Genomic DNA, 19916 nt, shown 5'->3' on the forward strand with positions numbered 1-19916 from the left:
TCAAACCCGATATCACCAGCGATATCAAAATTCCGAGTCGCCTAATGGTTCGTAGACGCCCTGCGGTTAGAGTTTGCTGATCGGGGCGTGGTTGTGCATCAGCTTCACCCGCCCCGCGCTGCCGAAGTCGATTAGAGACATGGCCGATTCGCCGACGCCGGACACCTCTTCGACGCGGCCAAGCCCGTACTTGTCGTGAGTCACCCGGTCGCCGGGCTCGAGCACCAGCAGCGGGCGCTTGCCGGCACCCGAGCGCGTCGGGGCCGCGCGCGGCGCACCGAACCGGCCGGCGCCGCTGACCGGCGCGCTGAACGACGGGGCCGGCGCCGTGCGCCGCCACTCGATGAGTTCCTGCGGAACCTCGCGCAGAAAGCGCGATTCCGGGTTGAGCATCGGCTGCCCCCAGGAGGACCGGACGATGGCCCTGCTCAGATACAGCCGCTGACGGGCGCGGGTGATGCCGACGTAGGCCAGCCGCCGCTCCTCGGACAGTTCGGTCGGGTCGTCCAGCGCCCGCATGTGCGGGAACATGCCGTCCTCCCAGCCGGTGACGAACACCACCGGAAACTCCAGCCCCTTCGCGGTGTGCAGCGTCATCAAAGTGACCATGCCGGCGTCGTTCTCGGGGATCTCGTCGCTGTCGGAAACCAGCGAGACGCGTTCCAGGAATTCCGCGAGCACGCCGGTGTCCGGCACGTCTTCGTCGTCCGGGGCCTGCAACGACTCGCCCAGCGCGGCGGCGTTGGCCCGGTCGGTGCTGAATTCGTGTGCCACACTGACGAGTTCGTTGAGGTTGTCCAAGCGGGCCAGATCTTGCGGATCGGTGGAGGATTCCAGCTCCCGCCGGTATCCGGTACGTTCGAGCACCGACTCGACCAGATCGCCGAGATCCTCGTCGAGGCGGCCCCTGAGCTCGTCGAGCAGCTCGACGAAACCGGCGATCGCCTTCTCCGCGCGCGAATTGAGCATCGGCACTTTGCCTTCGGCCGCGGCCACCAGCGCGTCGGCGAAACTCGCGCCGGTGTTCTCCGCGTACACCGCCACGCACGCCTCGGCCCGATCGCCGATGCCCCGGCGCGGGGTGTTGAGGATGCGCCGCATGCTGACCGCGTCGCCGGGGTTGTCCAGCACCCGCAGATAGGCGACGATGTCACGAATTTCTTTGCGCTCGTAGAACCGCACTCCCCCAACGACTTTGTAAGGAATGCCGGCGCGGATGAACACCTCTTCGAACGACCGAGACGAGTTGTTGGTGCGATAGAACACGGCCACGTCGTTGTAGGTGATCTCGCCACGGTCGGCGAGCGCGTCGATCTCCTCGGCCACGAACCTGGCCTCGTCATGCTCGTTGTCCGCGACGTAGCCGACGATCAATTCACCCGCGCCGGCGTCGGTCCACAGCCGTTTGTCCCGGCGCCCGGAGTTGCGCGCGATCACCGAGTTGGCCGCCGACAAGATGTTCTGCGTGGAGCGGTAATTCTGTTCCAGCAGAATGGTTATCGCGTCCGGATAGTCGCGCTCGAAGTCCTCGATGTTGCGGATGGTGGCGCCGCGGAACGCATAGATCGACTGATCGGCATCACCCACCACGCACAATTCCGCCGGCGCAACATCGTCGGGCGATCCCGTCGCGTCGTGACCGACCAATTCCCGCACCAGCACGTACTGCGCATGGTTGGTGTCCTGATACTCATCGACCAGGACGTGACGGAACCGCCGCCGGTAGTGCTGGGCGATCTGCGGAAAGGCCCGTAGCACCGCGACGGTCTCGCCGATCAGGTCGTCGAAGTCCAGCGCGTTGGCCGCGCGCAGCCGACGCTGGTATTCGCCGTACACCGACGCCACGGTGCGCGTCAGGTCGTCGGAGTCGTCCGTCAGTTTCGCCACCGCCTCAGCGGGATCGATCAGCTCGTTCTTCAGGTTGGAGATGGCGTTGGCCAGCAGCCGCGGCGAGTAGCGCTTGATGTCGAGCCCCATGTCGCGCCCGATCATCTGCAGCAGGCGGCGGGAATCGTCGGCGTCGTAGATCGAGAAGTTGGAATTGAGGCCTTCGATCAACGACGCCTGGTTGCGCAGGATCCGCACGCACGTTGAGTGAAAGGTGGACACCCACATGGCGCGGGCCCGGTTGCCGACCAGCCGCACCACCCGTTCGCGCATCTCGGCCGCGGCCTTGTTGGTGAAGGTGATGGCCAGGATCTGGCCGACCCCCACGCCGCGCGCCGCGATCAGATAGGCGATGCGGCGGGTCAACACCGCGGTCTTGCCGGAGCCCGCCCCCGCCACGATCAGCAGCGGCGAGCCCTCGTGCACCACCGCCTGGCGCTGTTGCGGGTTGAGGCCTTCGAGCAACTGATCTGCTTCGGAGGCCAGGTTGGCATCGGTTGCGTACACACTCATGTTGGTCCAAACGTACCGCCGCCCACCGACGCAACGCGCCCAGGCGTGACACCAGGCTAGTGCCCCGGCCGTTCTCCGCCGGGCAAAAGCGGGGCGGCGAAAGGCGTGTTTCGCAATCAAATGCGGCCGGATTTCAAATTGCGATTAATTAGACTCGAGTATAAAAGCTGCGAATATTCGCGGCCCGACTTTGCGTCGCCGTCAATCTCGCACAATCTCCTATAACACCGAATTTCGTGCCGTGTTAATGGATTCCGTACCCGGCAAGCCAAGCCGGGGTGGACGGTCATCGCAACCGAACACGGGCTAGCCCCACGCGGACGTCGACCGGGTAATGGCCAGCTCACGAACGCCTTTTTGCGCGAGAGCCGATTTAAGTGGCACACTCGTTTGGTGCTCAACACGCAGTGCCGTCGGCGGCCTTGCACCCCGAACTGCCGCCGATTTTTCTACGGGTACCGGTTAGCGGTCCCCGTGGTCTAGCTGCTTTCGTCAGAGCCCCGTGGTCCGCTTCCTCAAGACCGGGGCTCGTCTCTTTTTGTGAGGCCCGAAACCGGATGAGACCACAACCCCCACATCCCGAGAATGCGGAGTCAGCAGAGATGAAGGTTGAGACGGTGGAAACCCCACAGACGGCCGACGCCGAAGAGTTGAACATCGACGATTTGCGCCACGAGATCGACCGGTTGGACGCCGAGATCCTGGCCGCGGTGAAGCGCCGCACCGAGGTCTCTCAGGCGATCGGCAAGGTCCGGATGGCATCCGGCGGCACGCGGCTCGTGCACAGCCGCGAGATGAAGGTGATCGAGCGGTACAGCGAGCTCGGTCCCGACGGCAAGGACCTGGCGATCCTGTTGTTGAGGTTGGGCAGGGGCCGGCTCGGTCACTGAGGTCGCCAGTCACGGCGCCCGATGGTGACGGCCCGCAGCGCCCGGCTTCGCCGCGCTTGCGACCGTCACTAGGGTCGAACTATGACCTCCGTGCAAAGCCTCCCCGACATCACCGCCACCCCAGCGTGGGACGCCCTGCGCAGGCATCACGAACAAATCGGCGCAACCCATCTGCGCGAGTTCTTCGACGAGGATCCCGACCGCGGCCGGGAACTCACCGTCTCGGTCGGCGACCTCTATATCGACTACAGCAAACACCGCATCACCCGAGAGACGCTGCGGCTGCTGTTCGATCTGGCACGCGCGGCTAACCTCGAAGAGCGCCGCGACCTGATGTTCGCCGGCGCGCACATCAACGTCTCCGAGGACCGCGCGGTATTGCACACCGCGCTGCGACTGCCCCGGGACGCCGAACTGATCGTCGACGGCCACAACGTCGTCGAGGACGTGCACGCCGTGCTCGACCGGATGGGCGACTTCACCGACCGGTTACGCAGCGGTGAATGGACCGGGGCGACCGGGAAAAGAATCAGCACGGTGGTCAACATCGGCATCGGGGGATCGGATCTGGGTCCGGTGATGGTCTATCAGGCGCTGCGCCACTACGCCGACGCCGGGATTTCGGCCCGCTTCGTCTCCAATGTCGACCCGGCCGACCTCATCGCCACCTTGGCCGACTTAGACCCCGCCACAACGCTTTTCATCGTCGCTTCGAAAACGTTCTCCACGCTGGAAACCCTGACCAACGCGACCGCAGCCCGCCGCTGGCTGACCGACGCGCTCGGCGACGCCGCGGTGTCCAAACATTTCGTGGCGGTCTCCACCAACAAGCGCCTGGTCGACGACTTCGGCATCAACACCGACAACATGTTCGGCTTCTGGGACTGGGTCGGAGGACGGTACTCCGTCGATTCGGCGATCGGCCTCTCGGTGATGGCCGCGATCGGCAAGGAGGCCTTCGCCGATTTCCTGTCCGGATTCCACATCGTGGACCGGCATTTCAAGACCGCCCCGCTGGAGTCCAATGCGCCGGCGCTGCTCGGGCTGATCGGGCTGTGGTACTCCAACTTCATGGGCGCCCAGTCGCGCGCGGTGCTGCCCTACTCCAACGACTTGGCGCGATTTGCGGCGTATCTACAACAGCTGACGATGGAATCGAACGGTAAGTCGACGCGCAACGACGGCACTCCGGTCACCACCGACACCGGCGAAATCTTTTGGGGCGAGCCGGGAACCAACGGCCAGCATGCCTTCTACCAATTGCTGCATCAGGGCACCCGGCTGGTGCCGGCCGACTTCATCGGCTTCAGCCAGCCTCTGGACGACCTGCCCACCGTCGAGGGCACCGGCAGCATGCACGACTTGCTGATGAGCAACTTCTTCGCCCAGACCCAGGTGCTGGCGTTCGGTAAGACCGCCGAGGAGATCGCCGCCGAAGGCACGCCGGCCGACATCGTGCCGCACAAGGTGATGCCCGGCAACCGCCCGTCGACCTCGATCCTGGCCGACCGGCTCACGCCGTCGGTGCTGGGCCAGCTGATCGCGCTCTACGAGCATCAGGTCTTCACCGAGGGCGTCATCTGGGGCATCGACTCGTTCGACCAGTGGGGCGTGGAGCTGGGCAAGACGCAGGCGAAAGCGCTGCTCCCGGTGATCACGTCCGACGGCTCGCCGGAGCCGCAGTCCGACAGCTCGACCGACGCGCTGGTGCGCCGCTACCGGACCGAACGCGGGCGCACCAGCTAGCAGCCCTCAGCCCGTTCGGCTCATGACGTCCGAGCCGAGCCGCCGCACGAAGGTGCGCAAGCGTTCCACGGTCGCGGTCTGCGGCTCACTGAGGTGCAGCTGCAGCAGTTCGCGTCCGGCGGCGTGCAGGATCCGCGCGGTGTATTCGGGGTCGTGCACGTGGGGATTGGTGCGCAGCAGTTCGGTGACGAAGAACTCCAACACGACGGCCTGCGATTGGGCCAGCCGCGCATACAACTCCGGAGGAGCGCCCTGCGGCGGGAACAGGAACAGCCGCCACGTTGCCGGGTGGGCGTCAACCGCGGCCAGCACGCCGTCGAACGCAACCACCAGCGACTGGTCCCCGGCGACGGCGTCCAGCCCGGAGACCGCCTCGGCGAACTGGGCGCCGGCCCGGGCCGCCTCACGGTCGATCAGCGCGATGAACAGTCCCGCCGGGTCGCCGAACAGCTGATAGATCAACGACCGGTTGATGCCGGCCGCCTCGGCGATGCGGTTGGGCGTGGCCGCGTGAAACCCCTCGGCATCGACGATCGCGTGGGTGACGTCGAGGATCTGCTCGCGCCGGCCTTCGGCGGTCATGCGCCGCTTCGGGTTGCCCGCGCTCATGCTTGACAGCATAACTAACAACTTGTGAGTATTTACTCACGAAGTGTTAGTTACTGGGAGGCAGCGATGGTCACGTACTACCCCGAACTCGCCGAGCGAGTCCGCAGCCAGCGCGAATTGCAGCCCGCCCTGTATGGAGACTTCGACTTCGACCGGCGGCCCGATCGTCTGGCCACGGAGCCCGACGTCGAGTCGGCCCTGCCCGCCTGGATCGCCGACCGCGCACCGATCCTGGAAGACGACCGCGTGGTGGAGCTGATGAGCACGGCCACCCTGCTCGGCGACGTCGTCGCCGATCCCTATGCGGCACTGATGGCTTCGCACAGCGTCGTTCAGCTGATCGACATGCTCAAGACGGCCTGCCGAGAGGGAATCGAGGCGGTGCCCGACGCGCCCCCGGAGCTGGTTTCGTTCATCGCCGCCATGGAGGCCACCCCGGAGTGGATCGACTTCGATCTGGTCCGTGAGGGCGCCCGCCAAGAGCGGATCCCCGCAGCGCTGCTGGCCCCCTTCATCACACGGGGGGCCTTCATCGCGACGTTCACCAACACCTACGCCGCGCTGCCGATGGCCCTCACCGGCGCACTCTCGGGCAAGCGGGCCGCCCGGCGGGTAAACGAGACTGCCAGTTTCTTCGCGGTCACCACCCTGCCCGGTGCGCTGGACCGTTTCGGCCCCGGTTTCGAGGCGGCCGCGATGGTCCGGCTGATGCACTCGATGGTCCGCTACAACGCCCTGAAGAAATCCGACAAGTGGGATGCCGCCGTGTACGGCATGCCCGTGCCGCAGGTCGACCAGATGCCGGCCGGCATGATCGGCCAGTACCTGTTGGCGCGCAAGGCGCGCCAACAGGGCCGGACGGAGTTCACCGCCGAAGAGCGCGCCGTCGTCGAATTCGCCAGGTACCGCTGCTTTTTGCTCGGCCTGCCGGCGGAACTGTTGCCGGCCGAACCGGCCGACATCATCCACGTCATGCACGCGCGCTCGGCACTGCTGCGCGACGGATTCGACAGCATCTGCCAAGAACTCGTCCGCGGCACGATGGCGGCCTACCTGCGCCCCGATACCACCCTGTTCGACCGTTGCGCCGAAGCGGTCGAAAAGAGTTTCAGCAAGCTCACTTTCGTTCGCACCTTCTGCAATGGAAATCGTGAGATCGCCGAGGCCATGGGCGTCTCAATGGGGCCGACTGACCTCGTGCGCGTCGCCCTCACCGCGCCCTTCATCATCGGGCGTTTCACCGCCGTGAGCCACGCCAGCCGCATCCCGGTGCTTCGGGACATCACCGACGCCTACGTCATCGGGCTCCTCAAGCTACGGCTGGCGACCTACGGGAAGCCCGAATTCACCAGCGACGCAGCGCATTACACGCCGGTACCGCACCCACTCAGGCGAACCACTTGGTGAGCGGGGGCGGCAGCACCCGCATCACCTGCACCAGCGGCGCCCACGGCCACCACGGGACCGCCGCCCGGCCGGGCTCACGCTCCATGGCGGCGACGAGTGCGTTGACGCCGGTCTCGTTGTCCACCATCAACATTGTGCTGTTCGACTTGGCCGTCATCTCAGACTCGATATAGCCGGGCTCGATGACCGAAACCTTGATGGGGCCCTTGGCATATTCGGCGCGCAGCGATTCACCCAGCGAACTCAACCCGGCCTTGCTCGCGGCGTACGCGGCCTTGACCCCGGGCACTCCCCTGTTGCCGAGCACCGACGAGATGAGCACGAGGTGGCCCGAACCGGCGTTGTTGAACATCTCCAGCGCGGTCTCGATCTGCACCAGTGCGGCCACCAGGTTGGTCTCGAGGGTCGCCTTGTTGGCCCACAACTTGCCCGAGCCCAGCTTCGCGCCCTTGCCGATGCCGGCGTTGACGATGACCCGGTCGATGCCGCCGAGCTCGTCGCTGAGTTCGCCGAACACCTTCGGCACCTGCTCGTGATCGTTGACGTCCAGTGCCGCCACAGCGATCTTGATGCCCGGGTACTGTTGCGACAGTTCGGCTTTCAGCTCGTCCAGCCGGTCGGTGCGGCGCGCGCACAATGCCAGGTCGCGGCCCTTGGCGGCGAACGCTCGCGCCATGCCGGCGCCCAGGCCGGAACTGGCACCCGTGATGAGGATCTTCTGACGAGTCATCCGGGCAGCATATCGACAGGTGTCAAGTCGCGGGCCGTCGCCTACTTGAGCAGCCGTGACATCCGCCGGTCGGCCAGCACCTTGCCGCCGGTCTGGCACGTCGGACAGTATTGAAAAGACTTGTCCGCGAAGGAAACTTCACGCACGGTGTCCCCGCATACCGGGCAGGGCAGGCCGGTGCGGGCATGCACCCGTAGGCCGGAGCGCTTCTCGCCTTTGAGCGTGGCCGCCCCCTGGCCCACGGACCGGCTCACCGCGTCGCGCAGGACGGACACCATCGCGTCGTGCAGCGTGGTGAGCTGCTCATCGGTCAGCTTGCCCGCGGTGGCGAACGGCGAGATCTTCGCGACGTGCAGTATTTCGTCGCTGTACGCGTTGCCGATGCCGGCGATCACCTTTTGATCGGTGATGACCGTCTTGATCCGCCCGGTGTTGCCGGCCAGCAGGCCGGCGAGATCGTCGACGCCGAGCTCCAGCGCGTCGGGGCCGAGGGCGGCGATGCCGGGCACGGATTGCGGGTCGGCGACGAGCCAGACGGCCAGCCGCTTCTGGGTGCCGGCCTCGGTCAGGTCGAAGCCGGGCGCCTCGCCGGGCGTACCCAGGTGCACGCGCAAGGCGATCGGGCCCTTGCCGGGGCGCAGCGGCGCCGCGGCCAGCTTGTCCGACCACCGCAACCACCCCGCCCGGGACAGGTGGGTGATCAAGTACAGCTCTCCGGCCTGCAGCCCGACATATTTGCCCCACCGGTGGGCCCCTGTCACGGGCTGGCCGTGCAGCGCGCCGAGCGGCGGGTCGAAGGTTTTCAGCACAGAGAGCGCGCCGACGTCGACGCGCCCGATCGACAGGCCGACGGCATGGCGGCGCAGATGGTCGGCGAGGGCTTCGACCTCGGGGAGTTCGGGCACGCCCTTCAGTCTGCCGGTCTGAGTAAATAGGTGTCCATGATCCAGCCGTGCCGCGCGCGCGCCTCGGCCCGCAGCGCCGCGATGCGCGTGGCGACCTCTCCGACGGTGCCCGCCACCAGCAGCTCGTCGTCGGTGCCCAGGTAGGCGCCCCACCAGATGCGGGTGTCGGGCGGGCACACCCGAAAGGAGCACTCGGCGTCGAGCATGACCACCGCCGACCCGGTCAACCCGTGCGCGCGCAACTGTCGACCGGTCGTGATGAGCACCGGTTCCCCGACCTCGTTGAGCGGGATGCGGTGCCGGGCCGTCAGCGCCTGGACCGCGGTGATGCCGGGGATGACGTCGAAGGTGAACTCGAGCTCGGCGGCTTCGGCCTTGATGGCCTCCAGGATGCGCAGCGTGCTGTCGTACAGCGACGGGTCGCCCCAGGCCAGGAAGGCGCCGACGCCATCGGGCTCCAGCTCGGCGGCGATGGCTGCCGCCCAGACCCGCGCCCGCGCCGCGTGCCAGTCCGAGACGGCTTCGCGGTAGTCGGAGTCGGCCGACCGTTTGGGGTCGGGCAGCTCGACGAAGCGGTAGCCCGGCTCGCGGATGAACCGGGCGCAGATCTCGCGCCGCAGCGCCACCAGGTCGCTCTTCGCCTCGCCCTTGTCCATCGCGAAGAACACCTGGGTGTCGTTGAGCGCCTCGATCGCCTGAACGGTCACGTAGTCGGGGTCGCCGGCGCCGATGCCGATGACGTGGATGTGCCGGCCCAAGAAACCTCCTCGTTGCTTGCTTCAGATTGCCGAATCGAAACCTCAAGGGCCTAGTCGGGACCAAAAGTACCCAGTACCATGGGTACCGTCTGAAGCACCCAATGAAGGGACGCCAGCACCATGACTTCCGCGGTGAAACCAGGTGGGCCGAGTCGTGAAGAGTTCTCGGAGCGGCTGCTCAGGGGCTCGGTGAAAAAGTCCTACGAACCGATCGTCGACATCGACTGGGACGCCCCGCTGGATCCGGACAAGTTCTACCTGCCGCCGCGGCTGGTGTCGCTGTACGGCACCCCGATGTGGGACGAGATGACCCGCGAGCAGCAGATCGAGCTGTCCCGCCAGGAGCTGGTCAACACGCTCTCGGCGGGCATCTGGTTCGAGAACATGCTCAATCAATCGTTGCTGCGGACCATCCTGCACGAGGACCCCACGAGCCGGTCGACCCATTACAAGCTGACCGAGCTGGGCGACGAGACCCGCCACATGGTCATGTTCGGCAAGGCCATCGAGCGCATCGGCGCAAAGCCGGTGCGGCCCAGGCTGTTTCACCGGATGATCATCAACGCGCTTCCGCTGGCGTTTCAGCGCGGCTCGATGCTGTGGGTGGCGGCGCTGATCGGCGAGGAAATCTTCGACTCATTGCAGCGGCAGATGATGGACGACCCGGAATTGCAGCCGATCATCCAGCGGCTCATGCGGATTCACGTCACCGAGGAGGCGCGCCACATCCAGTTCGCCCGCGACGGCGCCCGCAAACGCGTGGCCGAAATGCCCCGGATGAACCGCTGGTTCATGGCCAACATCAACGGGCTGGGCGGATACTTCTTCAACTACCTGTTCAGCAATCCGATCCCGTACGCGCGCACGGGCCTGGACCCGAAGCGGGCGCGACGAATCGCGCGGACCAGCCCGCATCGCCGTGAGATGCAGGTCGCTGGTTTCGCCCCGCTGGCGGCGTTCCTGTCCGAGGTGGGTCTGCTGGGTCCCATCGCCCGCCGTGGCTGGAAGCGCAGCAGGTTTCTGTGACGCGGCCGCGCGGCCTCGATGAGCCCCGCCATCCCGTAGCCATCTTGGGCGCACACCCCGTCGCAAGCGCGGCATTGTCGGCGGCCGGCGTCACCGACTATGTGGTCCTGGACGGGCCGGCGTCGGCGGTACAGGCAAGGTTCGACGACGTCACGGATAGCTGGCTGCTGACGACGTCCGCGGGCGAGGATGTGCGGGCGCGTGCCGTGATCGCCGCCGATGGGACGCCCTTCGCCCCCTGGCTCCCGGACATCGCGGGCCGCGACCACTTCCTGGGCGCGTCGTTTCACGCCGCCGCCTGGGACCCCGACTTCGATCCGTCCAGTAAGCGCATCGCGGTGGTCGGCACCGACACCGCCGCCGGTCACCACCTCGGCCGGCTGATCGAGGTGGCGGCGTCCGTCACCGTCTTCGCCCACTCGCCCCGCCGGGTGGTCACCGAACTCCCGCTGTGGCCAACCCGGGCCACGCGCTGGCTGCGTCGCCGCATCCGGCCACCCGCCGCAGGCCCCCGCGTCAAGCTGGCCGGGTCGGCGATCGAGGCGGTGACCGCATCAGGCATCCGCGCCGGCGATGGCGCCGAGCACCGCGTCGACGCCATCGTCTACGGCACCGGCTTCTCGATCCCCGAAGAGCCGTCCGATCGCACGCTGATCGGTGCCGGCGGGCTGACCATCCGGCAGGCCTGGCACGACGGCATGGAGCCCTTCTACGGCGTGGCGGCTCGCGGCTTCCCCAACTACTTCTTCATCACCGGGCCCGACACCGACGCGCGGGTACGCTACATCGCCGACTGCCTGCGACTGATGGACCGCACGGGCAGCACCCGCATCGAGGTGCGCGCCAGCAGCCTGGGGGTGTTCAACGAGCGGGCCCAGCTCACAGCCGACCAGGCTCCTCCGGTGGCATCCGCCTTCGACCTGTCGGCCAGCGCGCCCGAGCGCGGCGACACCTATGACGGCGCGGCAACGCTGGAAATCGGCGGCGCCAGCCATCCGGTGCGGGTCCGGCTCACCGGGCACCTCGACCCGATCGACGGCCGCTACCACTGGCAGGGAACGGTATTCGGTTCGCCATCGCGGCCACTGCCGGACGAGGCGCTCAGGCAAGCGCGGACCGCGACGTTGACGGTGGGCCGGCGCCGCGCCCCCGCGCGCATCGTCGAGCAGACGCCGTGGGGGACGCACTCGGTCGCCGGAGTGGGCGCCCCGCCCTACGCCCCCAACTGATCGACTGCTTTCCGCTGCTCATCGCGCTATTTCTTCGAACACAAGGCCGCGTTTGGGGGCAGCCGGTAGGTGGTAAACCCGGGGGGTGCGCGCGCAGCGCAGCGAAGTCGAACAATGTGTTCGGCGCGGTAGAGGCGGGGGCCTCGAACGGGTGGGGACTAGCACGCGCCTCACTCATACCGGGCCGCCCGTGGCGTGTGCCCCGGCCGCGCCCCCGGTGGGCCGCGATTTCTGGCGGCGTCCAACCCGGTCGACCCGAATTAGACTTTTGCCGCCGAGGGCGGATACTCAAGCAGTTGGCCCGGCAGAAATTCGAGGAGCAGCGATGAAACCGGACGACAAGACCCAGCTGGAAAGCCGGATTGCGACGTCGCCTCCGTTTCGGACACCGTGTGCGCCTCGACTTGCCGGGCCCGCGAAGGCGAAGGGGTTGCGGTGGTGAGCTCGGTAGCTGAGTCCCCCAGCTCGCTGGCCGTCGCGACGCGGACGGATCAATCGGTGGCGATTTTGACCGTCGACGGCGTGCTCGACACCACCAACTCGTCGGCGCTCCGCGACCACATCCTGCAGGCCACGCAGGGCGAGCCTGTCGCCGTCATCGTCAACATCTCCGCGCTCAAGGTGCTCGCCGAATTGGCGTGGTCGACCTTCATCGGCGCGCACTGGCAGGTTCGCGGCAACCCCAACGTTCCGATCGTGCTGGTATGCGCGCACCGCGGGACACGCGAGGCGATCACCCGCAGCGGCGTCGCCTACTTCATGCCGGTCTACTCGACCGAGAAGGCGGCGATGAAGGCGCTCGGTCAGCAGAGCCGGCGCGCCGTGCGCCGTGCCGACGCCCAGCTGCCCGCCGACCTGACCAGCCTGCGCGAATCGCGTCGCCTGGTCCGCGAATGGCTCACCGCCTGGTCGCAATCCACACTCATCCCGGTCGCGTTGGTTGTGGTCAACGTGTTCGTCGAGAACGTGCTGGAACACACCGCGAGCTTCCCCGTAGTGCGGATCGAGAGCCATGGCGCGACGGCCACCATCGCGGTATCCGACGGCAGCCACGCCCCGGCGGTGCGGCTGCCGTCGCCGGCGAACGGCATCGACGTGTCCGGCCTGGCCATCGTCGACGCGTTGTCGCGCGCGTGGGGCAGCACGCCCACCGCGTCCGGCAAGACGGTGTGGGCGGTCATCGGGCCCGAAAACCAGCTCTGACGCCTTATTGTGCTGGGAACCCGGGCACGGGTAGAACTAGAACACGTTCTAATCTCGTGTGACGACCCGTTTCCAGGAAGGCAGATGACGTGCGGTTCACCTACGCGGAGGCGATGACCGACCACAGGTATTACATCCCGCTGGCCCAGGCGGCCGAGGCTGCCGGGTACCACGCCATGACGATCGCCGACAGCATCGCCTACCCCTTCGAATCCGACTCGAAGTACCCGTACACCCCCGACGGCGATCGCGAGTTTTTGGACGGCAAGGAGTTCATCGAAACCATTGTGCTGACAGCGGCATTGGGGGCGGTGACGACGAAGCTGCACTTCAACTTCTTCGTCCTCAAGCTGCCCATCCGGCCGCCGGCGCTGGTGGCCAAGCAGATCGGATCGTTGGCCGCGCTGACCAACAACCGGGTGGGCTTCGGTGTCGGCACCAGCCCATGGCCGGAGGACTACGAACTGCTGGGCGTCCCGTTCGCCAAGCGCGGCAAGCGCATGGACGAATGCATCGAAATCATTCAGGGGCTTACCAGCGGCGACTACTTCGAATTCCACGGCGAGTTCTACGACATCCCGAAGACCAAGATGACGCCGGCCCCCACCGAGCCCATACCGGTGCTGATCGGCGGGCATGCCGACGCCGCGCTGCGGCGCGCGGCCCGGCTGGACGGCTGGATGCACGGCGGCGGTGACCCGGAAGAACTCGACGGTCTCATTGCCAAGCTCAAGCGATACCGCGAAGAAGCCGGCAAGACCGGGCCGTTCCAGATCCACGTCATCTCGGCCGACGCGTACACCGTGGATGGCATCAAACGGCTCGAAGACAAGGGCGTCACCGACGCCATCGTCGGATTCCGCATCCCCTACATCAAGGGCAACGACACCGAGCCGCTGGAGAACAAGATCCGCAACCTCGAGATGTTCGCCGAGAACGTCATCGCGAAGGTCTAGCCAACGGTCACAGCGGATCCCACTTCGGAGCCCGCTTCTCCCGGTGCGCCTTGGCCGCCTCGGCCGGGTTGTTGGTGAAACCGCTGAGGATCTGGGTGCGGTTCTCGATCTCGATGGCATGCCGCAAGCTAGGCGCGTCCAGTGCCGCGTTGAGCCCGATCTTGGTCTGCCACACGCCGTAGGCGTTGTTCTCCGCGATCGACCGGGCGACCTTCAGCGCGGCCGTCATCAGCTGGTCGGGGGCAACCACCTCGTGCACCAGCTTGATGCGGTAGGCCTCGGCCGCGTCGATGATGCGGCCGGTCAGCATGAGTTCGCGAGCCACTCCCGCGCCGACGATCTTCGGCAGCAGATAGCTGGTGCCCATGTCCATCGACGAGAAGCCCGCCTTGATGAACGCCGAGGAGAACCGGGCCTGGTCGGAAGCGACACGGATGTCGGAGACCAGTGCGAACGCCAGCCCTCCCCCGACGGCGACGCCGTTGACGGCGGCGATCACCGGGATGGGCAGCTCGTAGATCCGGGTGAACAGTTCGGCCAGGCGGACCTGGGAGTCGTAGTTGACCTTGAACGGCGGGGTCGAGGGCCTTGGGCTGGTCCACGGCTCCCCGGTGCCGCTCAAGTCGGCCCCGGCGCAGAATCCGCGTCCGGCGCCGGTCAGGATCGCGGCCCTGAACTCGCCGCCGCTGAGGGCGTCCAAGGCACGCTCCACGCCATCGATCAGCGATCCGTCGATGGCGTTCAGGCGCTCCGGGCGGTTCAAGACGATGCGGGCGATGTCGCCTTCGAGGTTTTCCAATTCCACTGCGGGCATACGAGAAACCGTAAGCGACGCGCTATTCACCGACGGGGCATACCGTGGTTTGGCCGCCACATCGAAGGAGAAACCATGGCACGAACCGAAGGTGACAGCTGGGACCTGGCCAACAGCGTGGGAGCGACGGCCACTATGGTCGCCGCGGCCAGGGCCGCCGCGAGCAAGCGTCCGCAGCCGGTCATCACCGACGACTTCGCCGAACCGCTGGTACGTGCCGTCGGGTTGGACGTGTTCAGCAAGCTGGCCAGCGGCGAACTGGATTCCGACGAGCTCGAGCGGAGCGTCGGGTTCCACCGGATGGTCGACACTTTCGCCGCCCGCGCCCGGTACTTCGATGACTATTTCGCGGCGGCCGGCCAGGCGGGGCTGCTGCAGGTGGTGATCGTGGCTTCGGGACTGGATTCCCGCGCCTACCGGCTGCGCTGGCCGATCGGCACGACGGTGTACGAGATCGATCAGCCCGAGGTGATCGCGTTCAAGGCGGCGACGATGTCCGAGATCGGGGCGGCGCCCACCGCGAAGCTTCGCGAGGTGGGGATCGATCTGCGTGACGACTGGCCGGCGGCGCTGCAGGAGGCCGGTTTCGATCCGGCCCATCCCACGGCCTGGCTCGCCGAGGGGGTGCTCATCGGATGGCTGCCCCCCGAGGCCGAGGTTCGGCTGCTGGACTCCATCATCCCGCTGTCCGCCGAGGGCAGCAGGTTCGCCGCCGACTACGGAACGGTGACCGGAACTTCGCCGGAGGCCCAGGAACAGGCCCGGGTCATGAACGAAGGCTGGCGACGGTGGGGGCTCGACATGGACCTCGGCAAGCTGTCCTACCCGGGCGAGCACACCGACGTCGCCGCGCATCTTCACGAGAACGGTTGGGACATCACCGAATCCCGGCTCACCGATCTGTTCTCCGCCGCCGGGTTACCGGAGTTGGGACAGGCCGCGCAGCGGGTTCCGGCCACCACGATCAAATTCGTGCGGGCCGTGCGGCTTTAGCCCCGCTTGGCCAGCCACTCGGCCTGCATCACCAGCAGGGCCATGACCTCCAGCTGCGGGGTGTCGGGGTCGAGTTCGCGGTAGCGCTGGTAGACGTTGACGACCACCCGCTCCGCGTCCAGCCAGGTCGCATACTCACCGAGGTCGATGGTGTCCGCCGCTTCGGACCACGACTGCCCCCGGCGGTAGGCGGCCTCAGCTTGTTCGGAGACGTGCGCGAGATACCCACGGACACCGCGGATTCCGTCCGGGTCGCTGACCGGGCCATGGCCTGGCACCACTGTCGGCGCGTCGAGCGCGATCATCGCGTCGCACGCGGCGATCCAGTTGGCGATCGGGCCGGCCCACACGATCGGGGTGCAGCCGATGAACAACAGGTCGCCACCGAAGAGGACCCCCGCGTCGGGCACATGGACCACCGAATCCGCGGCGGTGTGCGCGGGCCCCAGGTTCAGCAGTTCGACGCGCCGCCCACCCACCTCGATGGTCAGCTCACGGTCGAACGTCCGATCCGCGTTGCGCACCGTAATGCCGCTGAAGTCGAAGTGCCCGAATCGGTCTCGCGTGTAGGGGGTGGCAACCGGCCCGAGGTTCGCGGTCTGCGCCATCGCCAGCATTTCGGGCGCCATCCCGTGCGCGATCTCCTCGGCGGTGCCCTGCGCGGCGATGATCCGCACCGAGGCGTCGAGCAGCTGGTTGCCGTGGGTGTGGTCCCCGTTCGAGTGGGTGATCAGGGCGTCGGTGATAGGTGCCGACGAGGTGATATCCCGCATCGCGGTGAGCATTTCGCGCGTCAGCGCCAGGTCGAACAGGGTGTCGACGAGCAGGGACGCCCCCTCGCCGGCGACCAGCCCGGCGTTGCTCCACCCATAGCCCCCGTCCGGCAGCGTCCACGCCCACACCCGGTCGGCGACCTGGTGCAGGCCGCGCGTGTAGGGCACCTTCGCGGGCGCCCGGTTCACCCGCCGCGGGGCGGGCGCCGCGTCCGGATTGGGCCGAGCCGCCAGGGGATGCGGTGCGCCGCTGGCGCGCACGGTTTGCCGGGTCTCGCCGAGCCCCTGAACCTGGAGGGTGACGACGTCGCCGTCGTGCAGCCAGCCGGGGAACGAGTCCAGCGCCGTCGGGTTCAGGTGCTCGACCAGCGTGCAGGTCGGCACGGTGCCGGAGCCGATGACGTCGCCGGGGACGAGCGACACGCCGCGCGACGCGTAGGAGATGACTTCGCCGAAGGTCCAATCCATTTGGGCGGTCGATCCGGACCCGATCACGGTGTCGTTGACCAGGGCGGTAACCCGCAGGTCGAGCCTGCCGTCCCGCCGGTAGGGCTCGAGCTCGTCGGGCGTCACCAAGTATGGGCCCAGGGTGACGCCGCTGTCTTTGCCCTTGCCCTGCCCAATGCCGAGTTGGCTTTCCATTTGCTGCAGGTCACGCGCGGACCAGTCGTTGAAGATGGTGTAGCCGATGATGGCGCGTTCGGCTTCCTCGACCGAGAGGTCCCGCCCACCCGTTCCGATGACCGCGGCGATCTCCAGTTCGAAGTCCTGCCAAGCACTCCCGGGCGCGGTGGGGGCGTCGTCGTAGGGTCCCAGAACCGTTGCTGGGCAGGCGAAATAAAACGCCGGTATCCGGTACCAACTGTCGGCGAGCGTTCGCCCGGCGCCCAGCGCGGCCTGGCAGTTGCGCATGTGGTCCAGAAAGCACAGCGAGTCCCGGATGGACGGCGGCCGCGGGATCGGTGGCAAGAGCCGCACCGCGGCCAGGGGCACGGTGGCCGCCGGTGCGCGCAGCGCCTCCTCGCCGGCCGCGCGCAACCCGTCGGCGCCACGGCCGATCAGGCCGAGCAGCGTCACGCCGGCGGGCATCGCGTGGATGGCGTCACCGGAGAGCACCCCGGTGCGTTCACCGTCGGCGTCCAGGTAGGTCACCCATTTCATTCGCGCACCACCTCACTCGGTTCCTTATCCGGTCGCAGGCCGCGCCAGCTCGATTGGCGTAGCCGGTCATCGGGGGTCCACTCGCTGTAGCGCACCTCCCCCACCAGCACCGCCTCGACGTAGGTCACGCCCCTGGCCTCGCCGCGGGGAAGCGGTGGGGTGAAGGGGGATCGGTCGGTGTGCAGCGGCGCCAGGGTCTTCTTCAGGTTCGCCAGGTCACGTTCGGTGAACCCGGTGCCGACCCGTCCGGCGAAGTGCAGTCCGCCGTCGGTCGGAATGCCCATCAGCAGCGAGCCGATGCCGCTGCTGCGGCCGCCCTCTCCCGCCTTCCAGCCGCCGATGACGACTTCCTGGGTGTTCCAATGCTTGTCCTTGATCCAGGACGCCGAGCGTCGACCCGGCTGATAGGTGGAGTCGCGCTTCTTGGCGACCACGCCCTCCCAGCCGTGCTTGGCAGAGTGCTCCAGCGCCTGTTTCCCATCGCCCGGCAACAACTCCGGGACGATGAGGTCGCTGCCGCTCGCGAGCGTTTCCAACAACTTTCGGCGGTCCTGGTAGCGGGCCCTCAGCAGGGAACGGCCGTCGAGATACAGCACATCGAATGCCCAGAATTCCACTCGGCTGCCGCGTCCGCGGTTCTGCATCGCGTGAAAGCTCGGCACTCCTGCGGCGTCCAAGACGACGGCCTCGCCGTCGAGCACCACGTGATGATCGGCGAGATCTGCTGCTAGCGAACCTAATTGAGGGTATTCGTTGGTGACCTCGCGTCCGCGCCGCGACCTCACCCGCAGGGCGCCGTGGTCGATTTCGACCAGCAGCCGGTAGCCGTCCCACTTGCCTTCGAAGGCCCACTGGCTCGCCTTGCGCGCCGACACCGAGCCGTGGGTGGCGAGCATGGGCGCTATCCCGTCGAAGTCGAAGACCTTCTGGTCTTTCATCCGGTGCGCCAGCCACTGGTCACCGTTGGTCTGGATCAGCGCATAGCGGCCGGAAACCTTGCTGCCATGCAGATTGACGATGACCTCACCCTTTTCGGCGGAGTCATTAAACTTCTCCGTCTCATAAGTCCCGGAGTCCCAGATGATCACCTTGCCGGCCCCGTACTCCCCCTTGGGGATGTTGCCCTCGAAGCTGCCGTACTCCAGCGGATGATCCTCGGTGTGCACCGCCAGGTGGTTCACCGAGGTGGTTTCGGGCAGGTTCTTCGGCACCGCGAACGACACCAGCACGCCGTCGCGCTCCAGCCGGAAGTCGTAGTGCAGCCGACGGGCATGGTGTTCCTGGATGACGAAGGAATTGCCCTGGCCCGTGGTCGGTTTCGTCCGGGGGACCGGCTCCGGAGTTTTCGACGCGTCCCGCATGCTGCGGTACTTGGTCAACCGGTCCGAGACGGCGACGTCGTTGTCCAGCGCCGCCAGCAGATCGCCGTCGCGCGCCACCCGGTCCAGCACCTCGTCGTAGCGCAATTGACGCAGCGACCCCGGAGCGGCGAGTTCCTCCCAAGTGCGCGGCGCCGCCACCGTCGGATGTTCGCGCCCGCGCAACGAATACGGCGCGATGGTCGTCTTCGCCCCGTTGTTCTGGCTCCAGTCCAAAAACACCTTTCCCGCGCGCAGGCTCCGGGTCATGGTCGACGTGACCAGCTTCGGCATCGACTTTTCCAGTTGCTGGGCAACCCGTTTCGCCAACACCGTCGCCCCCTTGCTGCTCACCGGCTCCGCCAGCGGTGCGTAGAGGTGCAGGCCTTTGCTGCCGCTGGTGAGCGGAAACAGGGTCAGCCCGATTCCGCCGATGAGATCGCGCACGGCATGGGCCACCTCGGCGAGCTGGGCCATGGTCACGCCTTCACCGGGGTCGAGGTCGAACACCAATCGGGTGGCGGGACCGGGCTTGAGCTCTTCCGCTTTGCTTCGGGTCCACTCGGCGACGAACCGCCATTGCGGCACGTGTACTTCCAGCGCCGCTTGTTGCGCGATCCAGGCCAGCCCTTCGGGGCTGTCGATGATCGGATACGTCGTGGTTCCGGACCGGTGCGTGACGCTCGCGCGCGGCAGCCAGTCCGGCGCCGACGAGGCCAGTTGCTTCTCGAAGAACGAATCCTGTTCGACGCCATTGGGCCAGCGTTTGCGGGTGGCCGGGCGCCCCGCGATGTGCGGGATCATCACCTCGGCGATCCGGGTGTAGTAGTCGAAGACGTCCCGCTTGGTGGTGCCGGTGGCGGGGTAGAGCACCTTGTCGGCGTTGGTGAGCTTCACCCGCGGTGCCATGGTGTCAACTTACGCGTTTGAGCAGCGATCATGGCTTCCCACCACGGAT

General features: G+C 67.1%; 16 protein-coding genes and 1 pseudogene. 8 read left to right on the forward strand and 9 right to left on the reverse strand.

The features are described 5' to 3' along the window. Positions 1-66: 66 nt before the first annotated feature. Positions 67-2400 (reverse strand): DNA helicase PcrA, encoded by a 2334-nt coding sequence (gene pcrA, locus A5756_RS22150; protein WP_066957492.1) that lies wholly within the window; start codon positions 2398-2400, stop codon positions 67-69. A gap of 557 nt (positions 2401-2957) precedes the next feature. Between pcrA and A5756_RS22155 the strand changes: the two genes are divergently transcribed. Beyond that, positions 2958-3290: a chorismate mutase gene (locus tag A5756_RS22155; protein WP_082948241.1), complete on the forward strand. Its 333-nt coding sequence runs from the start codon at positions 2958-2960 to the stop codon at positions 3288-3290. A gap of 81 nt (positions 3291-3371) precedes the next feature. After that, positions 3372-5036, forward strand: coding sequence for a glucose-6-phosphate isomerase (gene pgi, locus A5756_RS22160; protein ID WP_066957496.1), 1665 nt, complete (start codon positions 3372-3374; stop codon positions 5034-5036). A 6-nt stretch (positions 5037-5042) separates the two neighbouring features. On the opposite strand, the gene A5756_RS22165 is transcribed toward pgi, so the two are convergent. Beyond that, on the reverse strand, positions 5043-5618 hold the full coding sequence (locus tag A5756_RS22165; RefSeq protein ID WP_066957804.1) for a TetR/AcrR family transcriptional regulator: 576 nt from the start codon (positions 5616-5618) through the stop codon (positions 5043-5045). Positions 5619-5711: 93 nt separating this feature from the next. Between A5756_RS22165 and A5756_RS22170 the strand changes: the two genes are divergently transcribed. Next, the gene (locus A5756_RS22170) at positions 5712-7052 is read left to right on the forward strand and encodes an oxygenase MpaB family protein (protein ID WP_066957498.1); all 1341 of its coding nucleotides are present in this window, start codon (positions 5712-5714) and stop codon (positions 7050-7052) included. Here the strand turns inward: A5756_RS22170 and A5756_RS22175 are convergent. The 4 genes and pseudogenes from A5756_RS22175 to cobF form a co-directional block, all read right to left on the reverse strand. After that, the gene (locus A5756_RS22175) at positions 7033-7782 is read right to left on the reverse strand and encodes an SDR family oxidoreductase (protein ID WP_066957500.1); all 750 of its coding nucleotides are present in this window, start codon (positions 7780-7782) and stop codon (positions 7033-7035) included. The genes A5756_RS22170 and A5756_RS22175 overlap by 20 nt on opposite strands. A gap of 41 nt (positions 7783-7823) precedes the next feature. Then, the gene (locus tag A5756_RS26560; protein ID WP_231989271.1) at positions 7824-8291 is read right to left on the reverse strand and encodes a zinc finger domain-containing protein; all 468 of its coding nucleotides are present in this window, start codon (positions 8289-8291) and stop codon (positions 7824-7826) included. Positions 8292-8444: 153 nt separating this feature from the next. Then, positions 8445-8687, reverse strand: a pseudogene (locus A5756_RS26565) (DNA-formamidopyrimidine glycosylase family protein); the annotation flags it as partial. Positions 8688-8692: 5 nt separating this feature from the next. After that, positions 8693-9445, reverse strand: coding sequence for a precorrin-6A synthase (deacetylating) (gene cobF, locus A5756_RS22185; RefSeq protein WP_066957504.1), 753 nt, complete (start codon positions 9443-9445; stop codon positions 8693-8695). A 120-nt stretch (positions 9446-9565) separates the two neighbouring features. On the opposite strand from cobF, the gene A5756_RS22190 reads away from it, so the two are divergent. The 4 genes from A5756_RS22190 (at position 9566) to A5756_RS22205 (ending at position 13859) form a co-directional block, all read left to right on the forward strand. Then, positions 9566-10471, forward strand: a complete 906-nt coding sequence (locus A5756_RS22190) for a diiron oxygenase (protein WP_066957506.1) — start codon at positions 9566-9568, stop codon at positions 10469-10471. 251 nt (positions 10472-10722) lie between these two features. After that, positions 10723-11700, forward strand: coding sequence for a DUF4873 domain-containing protein (locus tag A5756_RS22195; protein ID WP_231989272.1), 978 nt, complete (start codon positions 10723-10725; stop codon positions 11698-11700). Between the two features lie 438 nt (positions 11701-12138). Next, positions 12139-12903 carry an STAS domain-containing protein gene (locus A5756_RS22200; protein WP_066957808.1) on the forward strand — a complete coding sequence of 255 codons (765 nt, stop codon included), beginning with the start codon at positions 12139-12141 and terminating at the stop codon, positions 12901-12903. Between the two features lie 89 nt (positions 12904-12992). Further along, complete coding sequence (locus A5756_RS22205; RefSeq protein ID WP_066957508.1) at positions 12993-13859, forward strand: LLM class flavin-dependent oxidoreductase; 867 nt, start codon at positions 12993-12995, stop codon at positions 13857-13859. A gap of 7 nt (positions 13860-13866) precedes the next feature. Here the strand turns inward: A5756_RS22205 and A5756_RS22210 are convergent, their stop codons facing one another. Further along, positions 13867-14673: an enoyl-CoA hydratase/isomerase family protein gene (locus tag A5756_RS22210; protein ID WP_066957510.1), complete on the reverse strand. Its 807-nt coding sequence runs from the start codon at positions 14671-14673 to the stop codon at positions 13867-13869. A gap of 75 nt (positions 14674-14748) precedes the next feature. On the opposite strand from A5756_RS22210, the gene A5756_RS22215 reads away from it, so the two are divergent. Beyond that, positions 14749-15666 (forward strand): SAM-dependent methyltransferase, encoded by a 918-nt coding sequence (locus A5756_RS22215; protein ID WP_066957512.1) that lies wholly within the window; start codon positions 14749-14751, stop codon positions 15664-15666. Here A5756_RS22215 and A5756_RS22220 read toward each other — a convergent pair. Beyond that, positions 15663-17600: a fumarylacetoacetate hydrolase family protein gene (locus A5756_RS22220; protein WP_066957514.1), complete on the reverse strand. Its 1938-nt coding sequence runs from the start codon at positions 17598-17600 to the stop codon at positions 15663-15665. The genes A5756_RS22215 and A5756_RS22220 overlap by 4 nt on opposite strands. Next, positions 17597-19867 (reverse strand): ATP-dependent DNA ligase, encoded by a 2271-nt coding sequence (locus A5756_RS22225; RefSeq protein ID WP_066957517.1) that lies wholly within the window; start codon positions 19865-19867, stop codon positions 17597-17599. The genes A5756_RS22220 and A5756_RS22225 overlap by 4 nt, the downstream gene beginning before the upstream one ends. Between the last annotated feature and the right edge of the window lie 49 nt (positions 19868-19916).

This window comes from Mycobacterium sp. 852002-53434_SCH5985345 (assembly GCF_001667155.1).
In the GTDB taxonomy this organism is placed as follows: domain Bacteria; phylum Actinomycetota; class Actinomycetes; order Mycobacteriales; family Mycobacteriaceae; genus Mycobacterium.